This window comes from Mesotoga sp., from assembly GCF_035363035.1.
Taxonomy (GTDB): domain Bacteria; phylum Thermotogota; class Thermotogae; order Petrotogales; family Kosmotogaceae; genus Mesotoga.
The window spans coordinates 20,858-46,077 of record NZ_DAOSEH010000004.1 but is presented as its reverse complement, the minus strand read 5'-3'; the positions used below and the strand labels follow the sequence as shown (position 1 = coordinate 46,077).

The window sequence follows — 25,220 nt, the reverse complement described above, 5'->3', positions numbered from 1 at the left end:
AGAGAGTAAGAGAGAGAAGTAGAGAGAGCGAGACGCCTTCTCGTGAGTGAAGCGGACTCTCAACGTTCTTTCTCTCGTGTTTTTCGCTCTCGTCTTCTCGTGATAGGATCACTACGGGATGACAGTCTTACTCCCTTCCCGTCATGCCGGATCGCGATCCGGCATCCCGCTCTTGCTCTTCTCGGAGGGCGGTGGACGGACGACGGATAACGGCTCCTGGTTAACTCTTGACGCTCTTTCTCGATTCTTACCCACAACACACCATTCACTAACCACTACTCACTATCCACCACCCACTGTGGCTCCTGTTGATCTTTCTTATTCAATCATATGATTTAATATAATAATATAATCCATAGATTATTTTTATCGGTTTTAATGGTAAAATATGTTCGAGAAGCTCATTTATGAGGGGATGAAATAGATGAAAAGAGTGATTTTAGCAGTCTTGCTGGCTTTTATTTTATCTTCGACAGCTTTTGGAGTACAGAACACATCTACCCAGGAGCTTAGAATAGTTGTGCAGCCAGTGGCATTACTGGATGTATCTCTCCTGACGGTGGTCTTCGAAATCCCCCAGGAGATAGTCCCCGGTGCACCTTTGCATTTTGAAAACATAGAAGGCGGGAATATAAGATACACCTCGCTCATCGAGCAGGGCAGGTCAAGAAAGATAACGGCTTCGCTGGTAGATACGTCGATCCTCGACTATGTTGAAATAGGAATAACCGTGGCGGCGCCTGAAAAGGGAACTGGAAAACTGGGAGTATCCACGGGAAGGATCTCTCTCAGCTCGATACCGCAGCCGGTTATCGCAGATATAGGCAACGGCTGGACGGGAACGGAAGAGACCGATGGTGCCAGTGTTTTCTATGATATCGATATACTGTCGGCGGACAACCTTGGAAGCGGTACCGTAACTATAGATGTGCTCTTCACACTCGCCGAGGAGTGATCAGAGTACACCGGAATCTATTATGATTATCTGTTCGCTCTTCTTCCTCATTTTGAAGTCGATCGTGGTTTCACTTCCCGATTTCAGTTCGAGTTCGGCGGTTTGATTATCTATCACAAAACCCCTGGGCAGAGTATCGCCGTCGATACGCAGAGTCCATTTTCCCGGCCTAAGGTTTGGAACCGAGATCTCGCCGTTCTCCCTGGTGCTCAATCTGAAGTTTTCTTCGCCATTACTCAACGTGAAATATATCCCGCCCAGATTGACGGGCTCCTTTTCCTCGTTTATTACTCTTACCCTCAAGGTCGAAGACTTAAGAAAGCCCAACGATATCCCGGACTCTTCGTCGGCTTTCAGTTCAAGCTTAAGCGGCAGCTTATCGACGCTTACCAGTCCCCTCTCAATTGACTGGCCATCTATTTCCACATAGTAAGTCCCCGGCCTTATACCTTTGAAGGCAAACTCACCTTCCTTGCCAGTGATGGCGACCAGGTTGTTGAGCCTTACAACAACCCCCACGATCGGTCTTTCTTTCCCGTCTTCGATAACTACCACCTTTCCAGATAGAGAAGCCAGATCGTTTCTGGGCCATACGGGAAGCGAGAACGGAAAGGAATAACCGGCCTTGAATTCAAACGCCGGCTTCCAGCTGTCCCGTTCGGCGATAGACACCGCCGCGGATGCCATGAAGTTACCTCCATCCACGAAGGATTTAGAAAGCGCAACACCGACGCTGATATTTGAAGGAGTAAGGTCCTTCATCGCATACCCCAGCGATAAGTTCACTCTGGTGCCGCTTTCGAATATATAAGAACCCGAGAGCGCCGCTGTCGTTTCGAACCACTCTCCCACATAATTTTTCAGCGTTATTCTCGCCGATAGATACGCCAGATCGGAGAACCTGTAGGATCCGTAAATGTCCAATTGCAGCGTCGATTTCAAAAGGCCGCCTATCTGGCTTGCCTGTCCAGACAGAGAGCCATAAACATTCAAAATCGAAATAGAGTAGGCCAGCGAGAGGTTACCACCGTAGTTCCTGACTGTTGAGGCGGGATTCCTCGTACCGCTTGAGACGTAGTGAGCTCCCAGGCTAACTCTCAAACCCGACATCGCTGGAAGATCCACGCGAGCACGCAAAGAATAACCGCTCAATACTCCGGGCAACATAAAATCGAAGGGATTGTTTCTCTGTACCGTCCCTTCGAGGGAGACCCGTAAAGAGTCCTTCCTGCTCCATGTGGCACCTACATCTAGCTTGAGTAGCTCATTGTTCGATGGGCCGGTAAGCCTTTTGGAGTAACCTATCGAAGATCTTAGCTGCCAACTTTCGAGACGACTGACAAAAGTGTAATCCAGCAGGATACCATCGAATTTACCCTCGACAAAGGGGACACGCAAAACCGACCTTGCACCGACGGGCTTCTCATCGGATTCGAGAACCACGGACGCGTAAGAAGGACCGGAGGAGTCGAGATTCCTGTCGAAGGCAAAGCTCGCCAGCAGCTCTTGAGTAGGTCTCCAGTCGATAAAAAGACCGTACCTGGACAGGTTGTTCGAAACTATCATCCCGAGTTTTAATGAATCGAGTTTCAACTGGAGATCGAAGCCTCTTGTGGAAGTGCCGACTGGTGTCGATGCCTGTCCTGCCGCCGGGAGGCTTCCATAACCGGCTTCAAGGATTTCTCCTCTGTACCGCAGATCCGCCTCGAATCTGTTGTCCCTGTTGGCACCGGTCACAGGGATGGAAGTATTCAACGACACGCTTCTAGTCTTTTCGTCGTTTAAAAAGCCTTCCATCCTTAGACCGGCTGCCAGAAAGAAGCTCTGCGAGTAACCTGTGGTTATCGATACTCTGGCTGGAAGCAACCTGAACCTGCTGGCCAGAGAGTCGATCGGTGGAAGCAGCAAGACCGAGGAACGGCCCGAAACGCTTCCGCCATCTCCCGACTCTATGCCGGCTATGAGAATTACGATGTGATTGTTCTGTTCCAGAAGCGTTCTGGATGTTTTGACTTCTACCGTTACCCTTCCCGATCGGGCCGGTTCAAGCTCGAGTTTGGATACGCTTGATTTCAAAGCGTACGACAGGTTATCGTTCACTCTCAAATTAAGCGCTACGGGAATATTGCCATTGTTGGTGATCAAAAAAACCAGCGAGTACCCCTCGCCGGCCCGAACATACGAGGGACCGTCGATAAGCTCAACCCTTATCGCCACATTCGACGCGACCTTCACTGTGAAGTTCAACCCGGATACCCTTCCATCGTCGCTTTTGACCCTGTAACTCAACTGGTAATCACCGGCCAGCGTTCTGGCCGGTACAAGAAAACTCAAAAGCCTGATATCGAAGGAATCCGGTTCGATCTCGAAAGAAGAGGTCCCGAATACATTTCTCCATTCTGAAGGTAGCAGCAGTTCTTCGCTGAGATTCAGTCTATCTTGCGAGTTGTTGGTCACAAGCACGGCCAGAGTAACTATCTCTCCAGGCCTGACTTGGCCGGGAGGGGGTGTAGAAAGAATGAGTTCAAAGTCGGCAGCGATCAGAAAAGCCGGTATGAGAATTAGAAAGAGAAGAGGTAAAAGTAGTTTTATCGGCCGGTCTCCATTCACTCTATTTTCATCGAATACTGGGCACCCCATACATCTTCACCGTCTCTTATCAGGGCCAGAACCCTGTAATCGCCCGGGGCCAAATCAACGAACGAAACCACGAAATGCCCGGAGGTCCCTGGGTACAGTCTCATCGAATTTCCCATGAACTCTCCGACAGTTTCACCGGATTGATTGAAGACACTCGCGGAAAGCTCCGGCCTCATCCACCAGTTTCCGGTGTTCTGAATATCCATGTTCAGCGAGTAAAGGCCGTTATTTTTCGATAGACTTCTTCCTAAAATCGCAACGCTCTTGGCTTGAGGCTCCCCGAAGTTGGTGACAACCTGAATCGCGTAGCGTGTCTTAGTTCTGACGGTAATTCCCTCTACTTCGTCGTCTTTGAAGTCATCGGTGGGTTCGACCATGATCACTGCCCAGTAAGTTCCAGATAAGCTCTCATCGGACGGAACGACCGCCGAAAAGTTGTAAGTCAGGTTCGCGTTGCCCGGAACGGTTATTTCAGGTGCCTGAAGCTCAATCCAGTTCGCATTGGATCGCTGCAGGCTACCGGCTTCGGGGTATTCCGTCGAACCTGTGTGGTAGAAAAAATAATCCGACAGATAAATACGAACACGTGCCGGGTCCATCGAGTTGTTTTGCAGCTCGATAACTCCGGACAAAACCTGTCCGGGAGAGGCCTGAAAAATATGTGTGAGTCCGTTTATTATAAGGATATCTGCCTTTACGGATATAAATGCGAGTATAAAAATTAACAGTACGATTTTCTTAATCATATGAATCAGCTCCAAATCAACAGCACTACCAAAGGTATTATAGGTTACCCATATCGATTACCGTGAAAGTAATTGAAGTGCCACCCATCAAGTCGAGATCATCCGGGTCTAAGGCATACTGAATGTAGAAGGTCACGATTTCTCCCCGAGGTCTGAAGACTATATCCACGAAATCGTAAGATACCCCGGCCATTGAAAGTTCGAGATAACCTGTGTAGAGTGGCGTGACAGAACCGCTTTGATTCGAAGGAGTCCACGCTACCGGTATTTCTGACAACCTCAGCGATATCTTCATACCGGAAGAACGGGTCACGATTACTCTGTACTTTCTTTCTTGTCCGTAACCGCCAGTGATTTCCGGTCTGTTCACCACTATCTTCGTGGAATCTGCCGGACTCACCATCTGCGAAGACGCATTAAGCACAGGGCCATCCCCGGCCAATTCCGGAGACACCGCGATGATTTCCCAGGCGATATCGCCCGTAACTTTACCCGTGGCCGATAACGTGACCGCACCGGTCGAAACGGCGAAAATCAGAACACCAAGACAGAGAAGCAGCGCTTTGCGCTGCTTCAATGCCAGATATGTTCCGGGAAGAAGACTCATCTTTCAGATCAGATATCCGTCAGAGTAAACGTGACAGTTATTACTGTATCTACTGCGTTCAAGAAACCACCGTCCGCAAGGCCGTCTCCAAGGTTTGCAAGTGCAGTCTCATCGATCATGGCTGTGTAGGTCAGGGGATGACCGGCGTTGGACTCTATGCCAGTTCTTGCCAGGCCAGCTCCTATAGAAGTTACGAGATCACCAGTTAGAGTTGTTCCTACAAACTCAAGCGTGGCGCCGGTCCCTACGTTACCCTTTGCCGAAGAGTCGGTGGTGCCTGCCGCCAGAGATATGGAGAAACCCGCGGGAAGAGTGCTGAAGGTTGTGGTGACCTTTCTCTCGAGGCCTCCAAATCTCAGGGATGTGTATCTGAGATATGTAGGGTCTTGTACAACCGTGACTACAGGAGCCGCACCTGCCAGCTCGGGCTGAGTCACCGAGATAGCAACAGCGGGGGCGTCGGCCGTTGTGGACCCTGTAGATGCCGCCGCGCCCGTTACGGCCAGCAACGCTATTTCGTTCATCGTGACAGTGATCGTTTGAGTGTCAGTATTTGTATCCTGCGCGAACACGAATCCGCCTAACAGAGTTACCATTACCAGAATTACCAGAAATTTCTTCATTATTTACCTCCATTTTGTGTTTATTTATAAAATCGTTTGACATATAATTATCGCATTATATTTCCTGTGTTTTTTATCTGTGATTGACTCATATGGTACTTATATCGTTTTCAATTTAATTATACACTTAGTCGATTACTATAAATTTCGTATTCAATAAGTTCAAATGATCGTATTATTTTATAATTATTACAATTTGTAATGTTCTTTTCTCTCCTGCTTCAAATGCCCCTCAAGGGTATTTATGCAAAAGCGTGCCAGGAATTCCCCGAAGGATTTGGTGTATAGACAGGAATCTAAAAGATGGAAGAGTCTCAGGAACCATCTATGGTTCCCATTCATAGTACCTTTGATCAATTATGCGCAACTGTACTCAGCCGAAGGCGAAGACTGAGGGCGATGTTTTATTCGCCAATCGGTTTTCCGGCGGAGAAGTTGTTCTGAGTTCTAGATTTGCAACACGCTATTGAGATACCGAGGTCGGGTTGATGATTTTGGTCAAAATGAGCCTCCACTGCGTTCCGTGAAGTCCTATGGAACTCCACCAGACTTCTTTTTTGACAGTGCTGGATAAACCTCTCGAGTAGAAAGTGTAATAACCTTGACCACTCTCGTTTTTAGAGATCGAATATCCCAACTCGACAAGTGTATCGAAAGATTCGTATAGTTCATCCTCGAAGAGGTTTCTTCCGACTTCCAGGCTGTCCTGGTCGTAGAATATCGTGCCATCGGGCTGCATTATCCAGAATTCGTAGGGTTCCAAATTGTTGGGAATTATTACCGGGGCCAGGAAGGTTTCGGGCTTAATCAGGAAGCTCAACGATCCTGCAAGAGTGCCATCTTCCGCAAAAACAGGCCACTCTAGATCTACGGCCTGGAAACCTTCAACGGCTAGAAACCCCTCGCTCAGGACCGGCCTGCCTGTTTCATGAAGTTTTATGAGTTGTTCCTGGTCACCTATCCATTCCCCTTCAACGTAACTGTAATCCCGAGGATGGATCAATCTCAGCACACAATCGCCGTCTATGTAAGACACATCGACCACTTCAGAGTTCGCTTCGTATAGTCTCTTCAGCAACGATCGAACTTCTTCGTCATCGTTCAGTATCTTTCTCATATCCTCGGCACCTTTCGAAAGCGAAGTGTCGAGTCTATTGAAATGTTCCTGGATCTCCTTCTGCACCTTACTCAATAGGAGCTCGGGGCGTGGATCTCTCGTCGTGGACAGTAGCTCCCGTGCGATGACGAAAGTCCAGCCGGTCTTCAGCGATCGCCTGTAAGCCGCCAGATGGAGAACGTCATTACCGGTGAAGAGAAAGTCGCCGCTATCTCTATCGAGAGTTGCAAGCCTTTCGGTAATTCCAGGAACCGGAACTTCCAGAGAGCCCAGAAGCAGGGAGGTATCGTCCGATAGTGCCAGCGTGTTCTGTTCGTCGAAGGCGTAGAAATGGACTTCCGGCAGTTGTTTGAAATCCGAAATCAATTCGAAGTTCCATTCATCGAAGAAGGCCGAAATACCGACAAAACCGGATATATTGTCCTCTTTACGGACAGGCGTTGCGAAGACGACCGAACGTTTTCCGGTAGATCTGCTCAAAACCTGGTATCCCAGAACTTCTCCGCCCATCAGAAGCGCAGAAAAGTAACCCCTGTCGGAAAGGTTCAGGCCGGTCCAGTCCCTCTGGACGGTGTAGTAACCCCCGTCAGGTTCCACGTACATGGCCAGTCCTTCATAGCCCTGGTTGAAGCTGCTAAGGAGAGGTTTCATCCTCGACCACTCTCCCGATATCACTCCGGGAGAGCCTGCCAGCACCCTCAGTGAGGTCATTATTCCGTGGACGCGCTCCTCGAAAGAAGTTACCAGCAGATTCAAAGCGGTCTGGAGAGGTACCGACGATTGCGAGATCAGGTCATCGACTTTTTCGAGTCTGGAGGGATCCAGTTCGACACCCGCCGAGAGAAGAGCCTCGATGTTGACCATCGACCGGCCGTTTGAGGAATTCTCGGGTGGGATCTCATCGGGAGAAAGTCCGGAGAGTATTTTCAAGGCGATTAACCCGGCCCGTTTACCTTCCTCGAAAGCGGAGTTCACAACACCGGCCATCGCGCCGTCGGCCACTACAAAATCGAGAACAGAAAAGACTGCCAAACCCGTATTTTTAACCGTCCATTCGGTAACATATTCAGTGCTTACCGTTCTTCCGTGTTCGTCTTTGAGTGTCCTGTCGGCAAGGATAACTATGGCGTTCCCTTCTCCGGATAAGCTTTTCACAATTTCCTTCCATTCGTTGAAACTGCCGACCGTATGTATTTTCGTAGATAAATCGCCAAAGGAAGTCGCCTCGAGCTGTTCTCTCATACCGGCGACGGTTTCGCTATCGTCACCGATGAAATGGACCTCTCTGACCTGTGGAAAGAAATCGAGAAGCATCTCGACCGTCTCTTTCAAAAATAGGGTTTCCCTGATACCCGTGGCGTTGCTGCGCGGGTACGAATATCTTGCCGGATCGAGGTTGACACCGCAGTAAATTAGCGGGAGCGCGGTGAAGTCTTTCGCGAAATACTCCTGCGCATTATCGTCGCAGGCGATGACTATATCGGGTTGAAAAGCTTCGACCTCCCTGGCGGCCATCTTTCCGGCTTTTATCTTCCACTCTTCGTTTGTTTGAAGACGTGTGTCCATGTAGAAGACCTTCCATTCGATCGATTCGTCGGCGAAAACGCTCTTGATACCTTCAAGCATCTCCCTCGACCACACGTAATCTTCGTCGTAGCTATGAATCACCATGATCCTGGTGGCGAAAATACACGTAAAAGAAAGAAAGAGCAACAGAAAGAACGCCGGTATCGTTTTACTCTTCATGATTTCTCCCCCTTTTCCCTTTAGAAACATTTCAACGTTTGAATTATAGCTCAGGATAGATCGAATCCGGAGACGTAAGCGACACCTGAAATGAAAGTATCTCGCATCTCACAGAATGAAAAAGACCCCGCACATTTTTCAGTGAGCGGGGTCCTGGTAGGGTTAATATCGGTTGCTGCTACTTTTCGAGTTCACTCTTCATTCTATTCAGTTCTTCTTCAACTGAGAAAGAGCTCTTTGAGGCATATTTCTCTTCCAGGGCTTTTGCCTTGTCGATGGGCTCGCTGTTCAATTCGGCCATTGCGGTTGCCTCGTCCAGCATCTTCTGGGCCTTGTCCTCCATTCTGTTGAAGGCATCCATCGCTCCCTGTGTTCTTCCAGAAGTTGAGGCCGCTTCGTTGATCGTCTTCTGAGTCTTGGCCACAGAGACTTTGGCTTTTATCATCTCGCGCCGCGCCTTCAGAGTTTCGATGTTTTCTACCAGCTTATCGTGCATCTGACGCATCTTTATAGCGTTTTCGTGGGCCGCCGCGTAGGCCGTCATAAGGCCGGCACCGGCATCTTCAAGCTCCTGCTTTTTGGCGATGAAAACACGGGCATCTTCTTCGCTCCCGGACATCAGAGCTCTTTTGGCGTAGTTGGCGTACTTCGCCACTTCGGCCGCGTTTTCGTCAACGAGACGCTTGGTGCGGGTTTCTTCGGCCATAACGGAGGCCGTGCCTTTCTTTACTTCGGCCAGATCTTCAATCATCTCCCGCATGTACTGGTCGATCATCTTGGATGGATCTTCAAACTTGTCCAGTAATGCATTGATGTTCGACTTGATAATGTCGTTGAATCTTTCCAAAATACCCATCCTCTTTGTCCTCCCTTTAGTTTAAGCCTGACCGTCATAGACAAATCTGCTCATTTTGGCCTAAACGTTACTTTTCGTTGCTATTGTTTTCCTCGTATTTTTTTGAAAGATCTTCGGCCTCTTTGTCACCGAACTTTTCGAGCGGTACCTTGAGCATTTCTTCGGTCTGTTTGGCCTCGAGATATTTCTGTCTTCTCACCCGGCTCCACCAGGCGAATAGTATAAGAATAGCGACTACGATTCCGAAAACTATCAGTACGCTTATCCAGGGTGATTTGGTAACCGTCATAATCCTGTTGGCCGCATCCGTGAAGGCTTTACTGAAGAAAGCGTCATCTGTCAGGCCGGTATCGTAATAGTAGCGATCGATATAATCGAGCAGAATATCGGCCGCCTCTTCATCGATTACGGTTTTGGCCTGTACTCCGGCAACGTATCTGTCCATGTATCTTTCCTCGTATTCGAAGAATACGAGCAATAAGTGGGCTTCATCTGTGAAAAGCCTTTCGTAAAGTTCATGAGTGAATGCATTCAATTGCTCCTCGGACGGAAAGTGCGAACCGTATATCGTATCGGTTATATAAAGATAAGGCTGTACGCCAGTCTTTTTGTAGAAGTGCTTCATTCCTTCAAGAAGCTGGTTTTGATTGGTGATCCAGCCTAACTCGTCTGTGAAATAAGCGGTTTCCTTCACAGAGCCATCGGGTAAGGGCTTTCTCACGATCGTCGATCTGGTGATCTCGTTCTTGGAGACAGTCTGTATGTTGGGCGCTCCCTGGGCAGAAACGATAACTATTACTATAATCACCGCTACAACGATTATTCCTAGCGCCACAAAACTGCAGCCACTGCAACCGCTACAGCCACTCCCGACTCCTCCGACGCTCTGATTGACTCCTCCACCGCTGTTACTGACACGTCTGAAAGTACCGAGTCCTCCGATAATGGGAACGCCGATTTTTCTGTTGCTGACTTTGTTGCTTGAACTGCTCGAGCTGCTCCCGGTTCCGCCGCTGAAGAAGCCGCCGCTGCTTTTCCTGCTACTGCTGGAAGAGGAACTACTTCCACTGCTAGATCTACCGCTGGAAAAAGAACCGCCGCTACGCCCGCCGCTGCTCCTGTTGCTCGAAGAAGAGCCACCACTGCTCCTGCTACCCGAACCTCCACCTCTAGGCATTTCTCTATCTCCCTTCAAATACAGGCATGCTTTCAATTAATTATAATCACTTAAATATATAAATCCAACCGCTCAATACACAATAGACCGTTGACTTTGATCCCGGCGCCGGTTCCGGTACAATAAGCTTTTATATTCCCCCGTCTTGATGGGTGTATTCAAAGATATCAAAGCCACAAACCGATCGTTGTTATCTTTATTCCAACTTATTGACTCAGTTTAATTATACAAGCTATTCAATCAACTTTCGAGTCACGGATTATGGGTCCGTCCATCGAGAGTGGTTTCAAGTTGCAGGTTCCAAGCATAATAGAGCCATCTCTTACCCGGTGTCCTTTGAGAAGAGTGAGATGCCTTTCATCTCTTAATTAGGAACATTTCAAAGATGCTTCCTTCTTGCAAGCCTGGACCGAATTTGTGAAGGTTAATCTTGCCTCTATCTCTTAATAGTAAAGACGGTGCAGTGTGGTTTAATATTTAATCGAGGTGTGTATTTGCCTCTCAGTCTATTTTGGGAGAAGCGTTGTCTTGAAAAGGATCGTACCGACCATTTTGATTTTATGCGTTTCGGCAACTTTTCTATACGCCAGGTCTGAGGCTCTGGCCGAGAGGTATCTTCAACTGTTCCTGCGGGGGAGCTTTTATCTGGCAAACGAGATGCAGAGCGTGAAAGTGCGGAAAGACTACACCGTGGACGACATGCAGAAGGAGCTCGAGCGCCTCAGGGAAAATTATGGCAATTATCTCTTCATCTTCTCTACCGAAACAAGCGAGATCCGGGGATACACTGTTTATATCTTTCATTCGCAATTCGAGAAGGGCTACATAGATTTCAACATAGTGATCGATAATTTCGGGAAGGTCGATGCTTTTGTCGTGCAACCAACTCTTCAACCAGGCGCCATCCCCGACTACATAGATACGAGCCGGTTCGACGAGTTTGAGATAACCATCGGGAGCGACAGATGGAAACTCCCGGGAGTGTTGACCGTGCCGAAGAACCTGGACAGATATCCCCTGGTCATTCTCATACACGATTCGGGCGCCCTCGACAGAGATTCGACGATCGGACCAAACAAACCCTTCAGAAACATAGCCTGGGGACTTGCTACGCGCGGCGTGGCTGTAATGCGTTACGACAAAAGGACTTTCGTCTTCGGAGAAAAACTGTCTCAAGCTTCGCCGAGTATCGAGACAGAAATTATTGAGGACGTGATGAATGCTGTGAATATGGCCTCGAAGATGCCGGCCGTCTCTTCTATCTTTCTTGTTGGTCACGGATTGGGTGGCAAGATAGCCCCAATCGTGGCAGCTAGAAATGAGAATGTAGACGGTATTGTACTTATGGGAACATCGGCCAGAAGGGAATTGCAGGTGATAATAGACCGCCAGAATTATGTCTCGGAGCTCTTCTATTCGGACAGGGAACGGCAGCAGCTGAAACTTCTGATAGATTACCTCCAGAAAGCCCTGGATGGAAAGTTGCTTCCAGGAACGCCTGTTCTGGCAGCGACGGCAGGTTATTACTACGAAATAGATGCCCTTGATCCGATAGAAACGATAAAGAAATTGAATATACCGGTTTTGATTCTTCAGGGTGGGGCAGATTATGAATCGACGACCGATGATTATATGACTTTCATGAACTCTCTCTGGACCAGTCTAAACGTTTACTTCCAGCTCTTTCCCAATCTGGACCATTACTTCATGCCGGTAGAGAGAGAGAAGTCGACTCCCGACGACTACTACGAATTCCGTCACGTCGATCGTGAGCTCGTCGAGAGTCTCTTCTCCTGGATCTTCGTCTTCAACTGATCCCTCTCGGCATTGCTTCATTCGTACAGAAAACAGGAGACGTAGTGCCCGCTTCCCGTTTCGGTTAGCCGGGGCGCTTCTTTCAAGCATCTATCGAAGGCTTTTGGGCATCTTTTAACGAATCGGCAATTATCCGGTGGATCGACCGGCGAGGGAATATCTCCCTTAACGAGTTCTCTCTTGCCGATCTTTCTCATGTGGGGATTGGGGATCGGTATCGAGGCCAAAAGTCCCTGTGTGTAAGGATGCAAAGGGTTTCTGAAGAGCTCGTCCGTTTCGGCGGTCTCCACTATCTTACCCAGGTACATAACCGATATCCTGTCGCAAATATGCTTCACAACCGCCAGATCGTGGGCGATGAAGAGGTATGTAAGCTGGAAGTCGTGCTTCAGGTCCTCAAGAAGGTTTATTACCTGTGCCTGAACGGAGACGTCCAGCGCCGAGACCGGTTCGTCGCAAATCACCAGTTCGGGATTCAAAACTATCGCACGGGCGATGCCTATCCTCTGTCTCTGGCCGCCGGAAAACTCGTGCGGGTAGCGGTACATGTATTCCGGTCTCAGTCCTACCTTCTCGAGTATCCCCGCGATCATCTCTTTTCGCTCATCCCGGCCTTTGCCGATCGAATGGACGCGCAGACCTTCCGAAAGTATGTCCTGTACGGTTATCCTGGGATTCAGAGAAGCGTATGGGTCCTGGAAGACCATCTGGATTTCCTTTCTGAAGGGTCTCATCTGCGACTCATTCAGCGAGAAGATATCGATCGATCCTCCAGTGACGCCCTTGCCCCTGTAAATGAACTTTCCTCCGGTTGGCTGGTAAAGCTTTATGAGCGTCCGACCGATGGTAGTCTTTCCGCAGCCCGATTCTCCGACCAACCCAAGCGTTTCGCCCCTGTAGATATGCAGATCGACCCCATCGACGGCCTTCAGGTCTGATTTCTTTTTGAAGCCACTCTTGATGGGAAACCACTTCTTCAATTGATGAATCTCCACCATGGGGGTGTTAGCCATTTGTCTCACTCCCTTCGGCCAGCCAGCAGCGCACCGTGTGGGCTTCCTCAGGGCTGTAGATCTGTGGCGTCTCTTTCTTGCACTTCTCCATCGCCATGGGGCAACGCGGCTCGAAACGGCAACCTGTCGGGAATTTAGAAGGGTGAGGCACATAGCCCGTGATAACGTTGAGCCTCTTCTGATCGCGCTTCTCCACCTCTATCCGGGGTATCGAGTGGATCAATCCCCTGGTGTAGGGGTGTAGGGGGTTGTCGAATATTCTGAAGACGTCGGCGCTCTCGACGATCTGGCCGGCGTACATCACCAGCACCCTGTCGCACATCTCGGCTATCACGCCAAGATCGTGGGTAATTATGATCGTGGCCGTGTCGAGCTTGTTCTTGAGATCGTTCATGAGCTCGAGAACCTGGGCCTGTATAGTCACGTCTAACGCGGTCGTAGGTTCGTCGGCGATTAGAAGGGCCGGGCTGCAGGCCAGTGCCATCGCTATCATCACTCTCTGTCTCATTCCGCCGGAGAGTTGATGCGGGAACTCTTTGACCCGCTTGGCCGGTTCCGGTATGCCGACGAGTCGGAGCATCTCGATACTCCTATCCATGGCCTCTTCGTCATCCAGACCCTCGTGCAGCTTGTAAACCTCCGAGATCTGCCAGCCTATAGTGTAGAGGGGATTCAAAGAGGTCATCGGCTCCTGAAAGACCATCGAGATGGATTTACCGCGGATCTTGTGGAGATCGGACTTCTCCAGTGTCGCGATATCCCTGCCCCTGAAGGAGATCTTCGTTTCATCTCCGAGTATGGCATTTTTGGGGAGGAGCTTTATTATCGAGAAGGCCGTTATAGTTTTGCCACAGCCCGATTCGCCAACTATGCCGAGCGTCTCGCCTTCGGAAAGTCCGAACGAAACTCCATCGACCGGTGTTATCTTTCCCAGTTGCGTTTTGAAGGTTATCTTTAGGTTTTCAACTTTTAGTATCTCTTGCATAATCATCAGCTCTCACTCACGAATTTCGGATCGAGTGCGTCTCTAAGTCCATCGCCCAGAAAGTTCACGCTCAGGACGGTCAGAAATATGAAAAAGCCCGGAAAGAAGGTCAGCCACCAGGGATTGGCACCTGTCGCCGTTCCAAGTATGTAGTTCATCGCCTTCTGGAGCATGTTGCCCCAGGAGGGCATCGGAGGCTGTATCCCAAGTCCCAGGTAGCTCAACGACGATTCCGAGAGGATTGCGTACGACATGTTCAGCGTGGCCGAGACGATCACTATCGGTATGACGTTTGGCAGTACATGTCTGAGTATTATTCTCGCGCTCCTCACACCCATTGCCCGGGCCGACATCACGTATTCCGTTTCTCTAATGGAAAGCACAAGTCCCCTGACCAGCCGTGCTACACCCATCCAGCCGAAGACCGTTAAAACGAGTATGATGTTCATGATACCCGAACCGAAGACGAGCGTCAGAGTGAGGAGTATCGGAAACATTGGAATCGAAAGCATAACATCGACGAACCTCATGAGGAACCTGTCGATCAGGCCGCCGTAGAAGCCGGAAAGCAGACCGATCAGAGTCCCGACCAGTGTGGTGATCACCGAAGAGGCGAATCCGACGAAGAGAGAGATCCGGCCGCCGTACATCACCCTGACGAGAACATCGTGTCCAAGCTCGTCTGTTCCCAGCGGATGACCCTGGCTCAGAGGCGGCTTGAAGAGGGAGGAGAAATCCATGTCCTCGTAGCCGACCTCTACGAATAGCGGGCCGAAGATGGTGAAGGCCACGACTATTATAAGCACGACCGCTCCGAACATGGCCAGCTTATGGCTTCTGAACTTGACCCATACGAGCTGCCAGTAGCTGTTTATATGTATCGGGCGGGCCTTTTCTTCGAGTTCGTCCAGTTTCTTTCGATAAAATAGCTTCGGCATATTCAGGCCCCCTTTCTTCCCATTCTTATCCTCGGGTCGACCAACACGTAGAGCAGATCGGCGATGAGGTTAGAGATCAGGGTTATTATCGCCAGAAACATCAGGCAGCTTATTGCCAGGTTGTAGTCGCTGGATATGACGGCCTGGTACATGAGACGGCCCATACCCGGCCAGGAGAAAACTGTTTCGATTATCAGCGCTCCCCCGAAGAAGTAGGGGATATCGAGCGCGATTATCGTTATGATAGGTATCATAGCGTTCTTCAAAGCGTGCTTTATTATTACCTTCCTGTCGGGAACCCCCTTGGCGTAGGCTGTCCTGACATAGTCCTGGTCCAGCACTTCAAGCAGGGAGGTTCTTATGTACCTAACCCAGGAGGCCACCTGAACCAGCCCCAGAATCGCAGCCGGCAGGATGAGGTATCTCAGCCTGTCCACGAAAATGTTCCAAAAACCCGTGACACCGTAGGTTGCCATTCCCGAAACTGGCAGCCACTTCAGGTTGACACTGAAGATGATTATCGCGATCAGGGCAAACCAGAAACTCGGCAGAGAGATCCCGATGAAGGCGAAAACCGTCGTAGTGTAGTCGAAGGTCGAGTATTTTTTCACGGCCGACAGTATGCCAATAGGCAGCGCCACGACCAGACCGATCAGCCAGGCCGTGATCGTAAGTATCAGAGTGTTGGGAAGCCTGGAGGCGATCAGGTCTATGACCGGTGTCTTGTACATGCTGGAATATCCAAGATCTCCTGTGAGTACGCTCTTCAGCCAGGTGAAATACTTGAGCGGCAGCGGGTCGTCCAGCCGGTAGTACTCTCTGAGTTCTTTCATTCGCTGGGGATCGTTCGCCATCGCCCTGGGGTTCTGCATTCGCATCTGGAGCAGTGGATCGCCCGGCATCGAGTTCATTATTACGAAGATTATTATGGATATCGCAAAGAAGATCGGTATGAGTTCGAGGAACCGCTTCAGAAAATATACCTTCACTTATCGCTCTTCCTTTGCAGATAATCCGCCAGGTTCAGCCCTGCGAGCAACTGAACGCAGACGAGACTCTTTATTGGAATAGTCGTGTAGTCCAGGTTCTCCTCGAGATACTCGATCTTCCTGTCAAAGGCTTCGTCGGCCATGTTCGCTACCGCGCTCAATTTTGCCGAGCCATCGTTGTTCTCGGCTATAAGCCGTCTAAGCATACCAAGCATCAGCGATTGGTAGAACTGGCTCACGATTTTGTTGTCGAAGACCTCGGCCTTTTTAGCCTTTCTCTCGAGGGAGGGATCGTTTTCGATCCAGTTCTTCTGAGCCTGCAGCTGATCGGGATAGGTCTCCAGAACGTTCTTGAAGACCCTGTAGAAGGGTGAGTTTCTGTTCTTTATCTCCGGTTCTAGCGAGGTCATGATCTCTTTGGTGAAGTTGAAAGATTCAACGGACTTTTCGTAGTTGAATCTGAGGGCCTCTTTTCTGGAGATATCTGCCTCTGACTGATCCTCGACGCGCGGATCGTAGTAATATGGCATTTCACAGACGAGCGAGAAGGTGTTGGCCACACTCGAGGCGTAGTCGTCCGAGCTCGTTCCGGCCTTTATCACGCTTGCCGGGTCTTTGTCCGGACCGAGGTTCTTTTCGAGGTAATCGTAGTCCTGCGCCATTCCAAAAAGCTTGAATATGGCGGGAGCCAGTTCTGTCAGATACGGTGCCTCAGGTTCTCCGAGGTTAAGGGGGAGGCCGAAGAGACCGGGCAGCTTGCTGAAGGTCTCGTAAAGCTCGGGGACATCGTCGCTTATGTAATAATAGACGCCTCCGAAGCCGGAATTGTGGAGGGAGTACATGAACTGAGGCTTCTTATCCTCCATCAGTCTCATCAACACTTCGGTCTCCGGGAGTGGAGAGTGGAAGTGGAGCGTTTTATAGTCGATCGGGAAGGTCCATTCGACCTGCTCGTGGCCCGGTGGCCGGTAAAAGTTGGCCGCGTATTTTCTTATGGAAGAGGAGTCGTTGAACCAGCCTTCGTTCAACTTGGTGCCATCGACATCTATCACCTTTATCATATGCCAGGTGTAGTCGAACTTGCTCAGCAGCTCGTCGTCGCTGGCGAGTCTCTCGCTGAGGTAGTCGAGCATCATCGCGCCTATCGGTTCGTTCGGGTGGGGGCAGCCGAAAAGGAGCGCGTTTTTGGAGCCTTTGCCTATCTCAAGAACGTATATAGGATGGCCCGCCCTAGATTTCCCGGCCTCGTAAACCTTCACTCTATCGGGGTATTTCTCCGCCAGGGCCAGTGATCTTCTGTCCATCTCTTCGACGGTGAAAAATTTCTTGTAATCGGGAACTGTTTCTATAAGCTCGGTGAATTTCATGTCAAACCTCCGGAATTATGATAGAGCGGGGACGGGATCGACCCGTCCCCGCCGAAAGAGAATTACTTCTGTATGTACCAGTTCTGGATTATCCAGCCCAGTCCGTTATCGTAACCGGAATCGAAGCTCTTTATGTACTTCTTCGCAAAGTGCGGAGTCGGCGCAACAACCAGCGGGAGCACCGGCAGCTCTTCGGTCCAGAGCGCGAAGTGCTTTTCGTAGAGAGCGACTTTCTTAGCTGGATCGAGCTCTCTGGCAGCAGCATAGATTATTTCGTCGTTCTCGGCGTTAGCCCAGCCTGTGTAGTTCGTGCCGCCCCAGTAGTTGGCATCGGATGGTATCAGATCGGTGGTCCAGTAGTTGGAAGCATCGTCGCTGACTCCGTAGCCCCAGCCGGAGAGGAGCGCGTCGAAATCTCCGTAAGGCATTATTTCGGTCCAGACAACCAGAGAAGGCTTGAGATCGACCTTAACGGATATGCCGACCTGCTTGAGCATGCTCTGAATTATCTGTGCCATCATCTGGTACTGCGTGCTTCCTGCCGGACCTACTATGGAGAATTCAAAAACAACTCCGTCCTTCTCGAGTATGCCTCTGTTGTTAAGCTTCCAGCCAGCCTCGGCTAGCAGTTCCTTCGCCCTGGCGGGGTTGTACTCGTAGTGCTTTACGAGGGGACTCTTGAGGGCGTCTCTCATCTGGTGGAGGTCGGTGATCCATGTATCCACGACTTCGGCCAGACCCGAGTAAACGACGTTGCTTATCTGCTGTCTGTCTATCGCGTGGAGAACGGCCTGTCTTACTCTCTTGTCACCGAAGAATTTGTTGGGGTTCGAAGTGTTTTTTGGATCTCTGAGGTTGAGGTTCAGGTTGTCGTAAGCGATGTTTGGAGTGAAGAAGACGCTGAACACGTTAGGAAGCTGATTCTGAAGCTGTATGGACTGCTTCAGGTCTAGCGTGTATCTTCCGAAATCGACTTCGCCGTTGAGCGTGGAAGCGAAGGTAACGTCGCTGTCGGGGATTATCTTCATCACTATCTGGTCTATGTTCGGTCTGCCCATGAAGTAATCGTCGAAGGCTTCTAGAATGACGAACTGGCCTTCGGCATATTCCTTGAGCTTGTAAGGACCGGTCATAACTGGATTCTTGGTAGCCTTATCAACGAAACTGTCCCACATACCGCTTGCCTTGGCCTGTTCAAAATCCTTCCTGTATACGTGTTCGGGGAGCTGGAACCAGCCGAAGTAATAGGCGTAAACCGAGGAACCCAGCTCGGCGTTGCTAAGCGCTTCTGGAAGGGTTATAGAGAAGGTGAGATCGTCGATTATCGTGACCTCGGAAACGGAATTTTCGAAGTAGTTGGCGGTCACCGGGGCGCCGCTGGTCATTACTTCCCACTGGAATTTGGCATCCCTTGCCGTTACCGGTGTGCCGTCGTGCCATTTCATACCTTTGCGAAGCTCGTAGGTAATGGTTAGAGAACCGTCTTCGTTTGCCTTCATTAGACCGTTCTCTAGGCTTGGCATTCTCTTTATCATTCTCGGGAAATAGAAGCCGTTGTTGTCCGTTCCCGTGTATCCGTCTCCGATTATGTTGCAGATCGTCCATGTGAGACCGGAAGAGGTGAAGATAGTGTTGAAACCGGGAGCGTCGGCGGCTACTGCGGTTGTCGCGATTCCCCCCTTGACGGGAGGATTCATCGCCATGTAGATGGAAACGGCGGCTTCTTTCTTAGTAATAGGAGAAGTGGCCTCTATTACGTGACCGTACCTGAAATCGAGAATCTGTCTGTTGCTTCTGTAGGCTACCGTCAATGCGCCCCATGCTTCTTCGGGAGCTTCCCATTCGTCGATAGCGGTGGTGCAGATCTCTTCCACGACGTTCGCTTCGGCTTCCAGCCCAAGAACCTTGACCATGGCCATTGCGAAGTCGGCTCTCGAGACTTCTCCAGTTCCAGTTATAAGCTGCCCCTTGCCGGGGAAGGCCTTTTCTACGGCGGTCTTGAACTCTTCGAAGGTCAGTGGGGAATCATCCGCGGCGGTTATTATCCCCTTTCCCTCTATCATGGGAACAGCCTCTTCGGGAGAGATCTGGGCAAAGGTCATGACCGCAAAGAGCAGCAGTAACGTGGAAATTAGGAGCTTTTTCATTATGAAACACCTCCAAGAAAGATGATGTGGTACTACAATTATAGATACTATTATATATCAGAACGGCTTCAGATCGGGAAGATAAAGCCAACCGACAAGTACATTTTACCAAACTCCCCTGATCATAAAAACGAGAAGAAAATCTTCTCATAAGCTTCTTGAACTTTCAAAGTAACGGCGCCCGGTGCATTGAAGTGAAAATCATCTATGGAATGCACGGGCATGACGCGTGAGACCGTGCTGACCAGGAAGACCTCGTCGGCGGCGAGAAACTCCTCTACCCCTACCCTTCTTTCGTGCAGTTCGTAGCCGAGCTCGCAAATCATCTTCGCGACCTTTCCCCTCGTTATCCCCGGTAGTATGTTGTCTATCTCCGGCGTGTGAATGACTCCGTCCTTCACCATGAAATAGTTGGAGCTCCCGCCTTCGGTAACATATCTGTAGCTACCCTCTTCTCTATACATGAGGGCTTCGTACCCACCGTTCGAATAGGCGTAGTTCTTGGCCAGGACGTTCGGCAAAAGGTTTATCGTCTTGTGCTCGCAGAGTCTGTGTCTCAGGTCCGGGTATGTCAGCAGCTTAACGCCCTTCTTCCAGCTCTCTCTGTCTATGTGCCTCAGGGGTAGTGCCAGCATGAAGAAAGTGGAAGGTGTTCTCTTAGGGGGAAATCTGTGTTCTCTGTGAAGATCGGTGCCGCGTGTGAGTTCCAGGTACAGCTCTCCGTCCTCAATCCCGTTCTTCTTTATAAGTTCGAGAGCGGCGTTTTTGACGTAGCCGCTGCCGTAAGGGAGAGTGATATCGAAGTGAGCGGCGCTCTTTTGCATCCTCGAAAAATGATCTTCAAAGAAGAGGATCTTGTTTTCGATGGTCCTTATCACTTCGAAGAGACCGTCGGCGAAGGTCAAACCCCTGTTCTCCAGCTTGATATGCCTATCTTTTTCTTCGACGAACTCCCCGTCCAGAAATGCCCACATAATATTAACCTCCGAAAGTGAAATCAGTTTCTCCTTAAAGTCTATTATGCAATAGGAAAATGTCTTTTGGAACGGAAGGGTTGAAAACAATGTTAGAATATACTCGAAACGGGCAGGCCAGATCACATTAACCCCTCGTCTTTAGGTTATTTTCCGGTGAACAACGCTGGTACGGGGTCCTCCGGAAATTCTTCGAGGTTTCTGAAAAATCAATCCCCGGTGCCCGGGTTCTGCCCGAGGGTATTCTATCGCAGCGGCTGACCGACCGGATGATCGATCTGAGAGGAGTCGTAAGGGAACTGGAAAAAGCCCGGGACGATTTCAAAGGATCGAACATCCACAGGACGACCGAAATCTTTTCGGCAGGAGGGTGAGGGTATCATGAAAAAGCTTTTTATTTTACTTCTGTTCATATTGCCCGTTCTTGTTTTGGCCAGAAATGTGCTCGTCTTTCCAAACGCCGACGTTTACTACCCCGGGGACTACGAAGATCTGGCTGTCTATATAGGCAACACTTTCGAATCTATAAGGCAGAAGGCCATAGATCTCATCGGGAACGATCCCGGGAGAATCAACATCGTACTCCTTGACAAAGGCACCGATACGAACGGCGTTGCGCTTCCTTTCAACCACAAGACGATCCATATATATCTCTGGCCATCGGATGCCGCATTGTCAAACAGGCTGAACGTTTCCAACTTTTACAGGCAGTTGCTGATCCACGAATTCACGCACATCGTCCATCTGACCTATACTACGGGCATACCGGCCTTTATCTCTAGAATCCTTCTGGGAACGGAGCTATTGTCGCCTCAGAATCTCTCGCCCTTCATTGAGGGTGTGACCGTCTTCGCAGAATCGACCAGTTATCTTTCAGAGGGAAGATTGAACAACCCTCTCTGGGGAAGAGAACTGGCCTACCAGAACTATGTGGCCGGCGTATTTCCTGATCTGGCATATGCTCTCGCCGTTTCAAGGGAGGACTACCGGAGCGGCGCCCTTTACTACAACTATATGGCGGCCTTTTACGATTATCTCGTCCGACGCTTCGGAATAGACGCCGTCAAAGATTTTCATCGTGAGAGAGCGGGCAGGCTGTTGCCTGTGATCGGTACGATCACCTCGGCTAAAAACGCCTTCGGCGCCACTCTTGATGATCTATACAGTGACTGGGAGAAAGAAGTGGCTTTGAGATCCACTGCCTACGCGACTCTGACCGAAATCAAAACCATCGAGAACGGGCAGATCATGGACATGGCAGGCACGGGAGAGGGCGTGGTCTTCTCTTACATACGCAACGGAGAGGTCAGCGCATGGGTTGGAGCTTACGATCGCGGTCTTGGAGAGATAACCGACAGTGGTTTCGATAGAAGACTCTCCGATTTCGGGGCTACCTCGCTCAAATGGAAAGACGGAAGCACATATCTCATGACTTCCGTCGCTGAGAGAGGCCGTGTATCGCGGGAGATATGGCAGCAGCGTTCCGCGATCAACGTCAGACTCCTCGATAAAGGCGAGATGTCGGCCTTCGATGTCTTCGACGGGAAGCTGGTAACGGCCGTTTACAACAAAAAAGAAGGCGTATCGACAGTCTACTTCGATAAAATGGAAGTTCTGAGACTCCCCTGGCTGGTCAGGGATATGATCGTCACGGAAGATAGCAGTTACGTCATGCTCCTCTCCAGAAACGGTACCAACGGAGCGATAGGCTTTTTCGGCGAGGGAGAGCTCAAGATAATCCTCGACGATCCTTACATGAAGGGCCGGGGGATCGATGTCCGTAATGGACTGGTAGTTTATACGGCCGCTTACGAGGCGGGTTATATGGACGCCTTCGCAGTGGATCTTTCCACCGGGGAAATCTACAGACTCACCGAGGGGGCCAACCTCGAGAAGGCCGTTCTATCTGAGGACTATATATACGGTTTCGGACAGTCACGCCTGGCGAAGGGTATGTCCATTTACCGGTTCGATTACTCGGCCGTTCCTTATGAAGTTAAAGAGGTGGAGAGCGACAGCTTCGAGCCGGCCGAATCGGAGTACGAAAGTGGAGATTACCTTAAAAAGGCCTTCCTTCACTTTGTGAACCCTATCCTGCGGGCACCCCTAATCGAGTACGACGGTAAGGATTTTTCACTGGGCTTTTTGTTCTTGAATATGTCGCTCGACGGAGAGCACACGCTCACCGTGAATCCTTCGTTCAATTTAGGAACGTTAAAGCCTTCCCTGACTGTTCAATACAGCGGAAGAATAATAGGCGGTATAGATCTCGCTCTCGATCTCAATCTCGGGAAGACCGACCTTCCTTTGGGTAGCGCCGGGATATCGGCCGAGCTGTTCCAGATGCCGATCAACCCCTCTACGAGGTTCCGTTCTTCGGCGACTCTGCAGATAGACACTTCTGGCAATCTGTCCATGAAAGTGCCGCTTTCTCTGGGAGGAAATATCTTCAACCTGACGCTTAATCCTGGATTGAGGCTAACGGCAGGGAAGATAGGATTGATTCTGTCGCTCGACGCTCTATTCGTTCCGACCCTTGGAACGCTGGTGGAGATAGGGGTGGGCTTCGACGAAGAATTTTACTGGTATGCGGGAGCGGCACAGGTGCTCTTCAGGATAGACCGCGGCTGGAGTCCCCTTCTCTTCTTCAAGGAGGTCGGGCTGGGTGCGAAGGTCCTCGGCAAGAATCTGGCGTTTGATGGTGCCCTGGTTTATCTTTTTGCTAACGCCGGTACCACGATCGGCCTTGGCGATTTATATCCCAAAATCGGCTTCAGCTACTACAATGGCAAATTCGGTTTCTACTTCAGTATAGAAGGCACCCCCTGATGCCTCTGGTTCGGGATTGCTATAATTGCTGAAGAGAAATGGTTTTTGCAGTCTGGAGGCGAATCGAAATGATCGATGAGAAGAAGATAAAGGCGTACGGTCGGGCCGTTATGATGAGGATCCTGGCCGATCGAGAAACTAAGAAGAGGATGGAGAGAGAGGTTCTATCAATGGTCAGGGACAGAGTCTTCGACAGTGGACGAAACGACCCTTACGAAGTTCTGGGCGATCCATCCGTCTTTGCCAGGGAATACCTGGACGAGATGCGGACCATCTACCCTAAGGCCAGGTATATAGGTGGAGGTGGCGGAAGGACCACAGGTCGTTCCTACGGCTACGAGTACACCTCAAAAACCACTGTCATGGGAATCCCGCTGGTTCATATCAACACAAGGCCGCTCGGCCTGGCGAAAGGGATAATAGCCATCGGGAGTGTCGCGGTGGGTGTTATCTCGCTCGGCGGCATCTCGCTGGGTGTAATATCGCTAGGTGGTATTTCGCTGGCACTCTCTCTATCGCTGGGCGGAGTTTCGGCGAGCCTCTGGGTAGCCTTCGGTGGATTGGCCGTAGCGCTTTACATGGCCGTCGGCGGCCTGGCGATCGCTTACGACATAGCCATAGGCGGAGCGGCACTGGCGAAGAACTATGCGCTCGGTGGTTTCGCTTCGGCCAGAGTGGCCATAGGCGGCGAGGCAAGGGGGATAATCGCCGTCTATTACCAGAAAGGCCTTGGAGATTACCTTCTGAGGCTGCCGGCCACGGCTCACCAGATAGTGGGCTTCATCACTTCGAAAACCGAGGGGATCAGCGGGCTATTTGAGTGGATTATAAGGCTTCTCTTCTGATAGGAAGTGTTCAGAGAAAATTATCAAAGAAAAACTCCCCGTTACTCGTTTTATGGTAGTATTTCAGAGTAAGAAAATTGAATAAAGCATCGCCTGTATAATCGCGGGAATATGGCCCGCGAGTCTCTACCGGCAACCGTAAATTGCCTGGCTACAGGTGACTTTTCGTTTTTATAACCGAACGAGAGTCGCCTGAGGCTCTCGTTTTTATTTTTCACCTGTATAATCGCGGGAATATGGCCCGCGAGTCTCTACCGGCAACCGTAAATTGCCTGGCTATGGGTGAGTCCTGTGATTTAACGACCCCGCGGGCTCGCCTTTGCGGGGTCAGTCTATTGTGGAGGTTTTCAATGGCTTTAGTGGCTGTGGTTATGGGGAGCAAGTCCGACCTCCCCGTGGCCCGAAGATGTACCGAAACACTCGAAAGACTTTCCGTTGGTTTTGAATTGAGAATCATGTCCGCGCATCGCACACCTTCTTTTGTAATGGAATACGCACTCTCGGCGAGGGAAAAAGGAATAGATGTGATAGTGGCCATAGCAGGGAAGGCGGCTCATCTGGCCGGTGTGATCGCCGCCTGCACATGCCTGCCGGTAATAGGCCTTCCGGTCAAATCCTCCACGCTCGATGGGTTGGATTCGCTGCTATCCACAGTTCAGATGCCTAAAGGCGTGCCGGTGGCCACGGTGGCGATCGATGGTGCCGAGAACGCAGCGCTCCTGGCTGCCAGGATACTGTCCATAAAATACCCGCAAGTGAGGGAAAGACTGGAATCGTATATTCGGCAAATGCGAGAGGAAGTCTTGAATAGCGACGAAGAGTTACGTTCGAATACAGAGGGAGGGATTTGA

General features: G+C 50.3%; 19 protein-coding genes and 2 riboswitches. Of the genes, 5 read left to right on the top strand and 14 right to left on the bottom strand.

The genetic code is table 11. The features are described from left to right. Positions 1-424 precede the first annotated feature (424 nt). Positions 425-955, top strand: coding sequence for a hypothetical protein (locus PKX57_RS01445; protein ID WP_213922013.1), 531 nt, complete (start codon positions 425-427; stop codon positions 953-955). On the opposite strand, the gene PKX57_RS01440 is transcribed toward PKX57_RS01445, so the two are convergent. From PKX57_RS01440 to PKX57_RS01410, 7 genes are all read right to left on the bottom strand, one after another. Beyond that, the gene (locus PKX57_RS01440) at positions 956-3,595 is read right to left on the bottom strand and encodes a hypothetical protein (protein ID WP_472415849.1); all 2,640 of its coding nucleotides are present in this window, start codon (positions 3,593-3,595) and stop codon (positions 956-958) included. Next, entirely contained in the window at positions 3,562-4,341 is a 780-nt protein-coding gene (locus PKX57_RS01435; RefSeq protein ID WP_213922438.1) for a hypothetical protein, read from the bottom strand. The genes PKX57_RS01440 and PKX57_RS01435 overlap by 34 nt, the downstream gene beginning before the upstream one ends. A 37-nt stretch (positions 4,342-4,378) precedes the next feature. Beyond that, entirely contained in the window at positions 4,379-4,918 is a 540-nt protein-coding gene (locus PKX57_RS01430) for a hypothetical protein (RefSeq protein ID WP_472415847.1), read from the bottom strand. A 38-nt stretch (positions 4,919-4,956) separates the two neighbouring features. Continuing rightward, entirely contained in the window at positions 4,957-5,571 is a 615-nt protein-coding gene (locus PKX57_RS01425) for a hypothetical protein (protein WP_213923068.1), read from the bottom strand. Positions 5,572-6,034: 463 nt separating this feature from the next. Next, positions 6,035-8,434 (bottom strand): ABC transporter substrate binding protein, encoded by a 2,400-nt coding sequence (locus PKX57_RS01420; RefSeq protein ID WP_472415845.1) that lies wholly within the window; start codon positions 8,432-8,434, stop codon positions 6,035-6,037. Positions 8,435-8,612: 178 nt separating this feature from the next. After that, positions 8,613-9,290, bottom strand: a complete 678-nt coding sequence (locus PKX57_RS01415; protein ID WP_213923066.1) for a PspA/IM30 family protein — start codon at positions 9,288-9,290, stop codon at positions 8,613-8,615. A gap of 67 nt (positions 9,291-9,357) precedes the next feature. Then, positions 9,358-10,467 (bottom strand): hypothetical protein, encoded by a 1,110-nt coding sequence (locus PKX57_RS01410; protein WP_213923065.1) that lies wholly within the window; start codon positions 10,465-10,467, stop codon positions 9,358-9,360. Between the two features lie 528 nt (positions 10,468-10,995). On the opposite strand from PKX57_RS01410, the gene PKX57_RS01405 reads away from it, so the two are divergent. After that, positions 10,996-12,282, top strand: a complete 1,287-nt coding sequence (locus tag PKX57_RS01405; protein WP_472415068.1) for an alpha/beta hydrolase — start codon at positions 10,996-10,998, stop codon at positions 12,280-12,282. A gap of 17 nt (positions 12,283-12,299) precedes the next feature. On the opposite strand, the gene PKX57_RS01400 is transcribed toward PKX57_RS01405, so the two are convergent. The 7 genes from PKX57_RS01400 to PKX57_RS01370 form a co-directional block, all read right to left on the bottom strand. Then, positions 12,300-13,295, bottom strand: coding sequence for an oligopeptide/dipeptide ABC transporter ATP-binding protein (locus tag PKX57_RS01400; protein WP_213920346.1), 996 nt, complete (start codon positions 13,293-13,295; stop codon positions 12,300-12,302). Continuing rightward, entirely contained in the window at positions 13,288-14,280 is a 993-nt protein-coding gene (locus PKX57_RS01395) for an oligopeptide/dipeptide ABC transporter ATP-binding protein (RefSeq protein WP_213920347.1), read from the bottom strand. Before PKX57_RS01395 ends, PKX57_RS01400 begins: the two co-directional genes overlap by 8 nt. Before the next feature lie 5 nt (positions 14,281-14,285). Beyond that, the gene (locus tag PKX57_RS01390; protein WP_213920348.1) at positions 14,286-15,218 is read right to left on the bottom strand and encodes an ABC transporter permease subunit; all 933 of its coding nucleotides are present in this window, start codon (positions 15,216-15,218) and stop codon (positions 14,286-14,288) included. Between the two features lie 2 nt (positions 15,219-15,220). After that, complete coding sequence (locus tag PKX57_RS01385; RefSeq protein ID WP_213920349.1) at positions 15,221-16,207, bottom strand: ABC transporter permease subunit; 987 nt, start codon at positions 16,205-16,207, stop codon at positions 15,221-15,223. Continuing rightward, positions 16,204-17,574 carry a M14 family zinc carboxypeptidase gene (locus tag PKX57_RS01380; protein WP_213920350.1) on the bottom strand — a complete coding sequence of 457 codons (1,371 nt, stop codon included), beginning with the start codon at positions 17,572-17,574 and terminating at the stop codon, positions 16,204-16,206. The genes PKX57_RS01385 and PKX57_RS01380 overlap by 4 nt, the downstream gene beginning before the upstream one ends. A 62-nt stretch (positions 17,575-17,636) precedes the next feature. Next, positions 17,637-19,721, bottom strand: coding sequence for an ABC transporter substrate-binding protein (locus tag PKX57_RS01375; RefSeq protein ID WP_214047448.1), 2,085 nt, complete (start codon positions 19,719-19,721; stop codon positions 17,637-17,639). Between the two features lie 122 nt (positions 19,722-19,843). After that, on the bottom strand, positions 19,844-20,695 hold the full coding sequence (locus tag PKX57_RS01370; RefSeq protein ID WP_213920352.1) for an aminotransferase class IV: 852 nt from the start codon (positions 20,693-20,695) through the stop codon (positions 19,844-19,846). 381 nt (positions 20,696-21,076) lie between these two features. Here PKX57_RS01370 and PKX57_RS01365 point away from each other — a divergent pair, with 381 nt between their 5' ends. The 3 genes from PKX57_RS01365 (at position 21,077) to purE (ending at position 25,220) form a co-directional block, all read left to right on the top strand. Then, the gene (locus tag PKX57_RS01365; protein ID WP_470745795.1) at positions 21,077-23,524 is read left to right on the top strand and encodes a hypothetical protein; all 2,448 of its coding nucleotides are present in this window, start codon (positions 21,077-21,079) and stop codon (positions 23,522-23,524) included. 68 nt (positions 23,525-23,592) lie between these two features. After that, entirely contained in the window at positions 23,593-24,369 is a 777-nt protein-coding gene (locus tag PKX57_RS01360) for a hypothetical protein (RefSeq protein WP_213920354.1), read from the top strand. 73 nt (positions 24,370-24,442) lie between these two features. Next, positions 24,443-24,543, top strand: a riboswitch (purine riboswitch). A gap of 24 nt (positions 24,544-24,567) precedes the next feature. Beyond that, positions 24,568-24,668, top strand: a riboswitch (purine riboswitch). A 51-nt stretch (positions 24,669-24,719) separates the two neighbouring features. Beyond that, entirely contained in the window at positions 24,720-25,220 is a 501-nt protein-coding gene (gene purE / locus PKX57_RS01355) for a 5-(carboxyamino)imidazole ribonucleotide mutase (RefSeq protein ID WP_472411744.1), read from the top strand.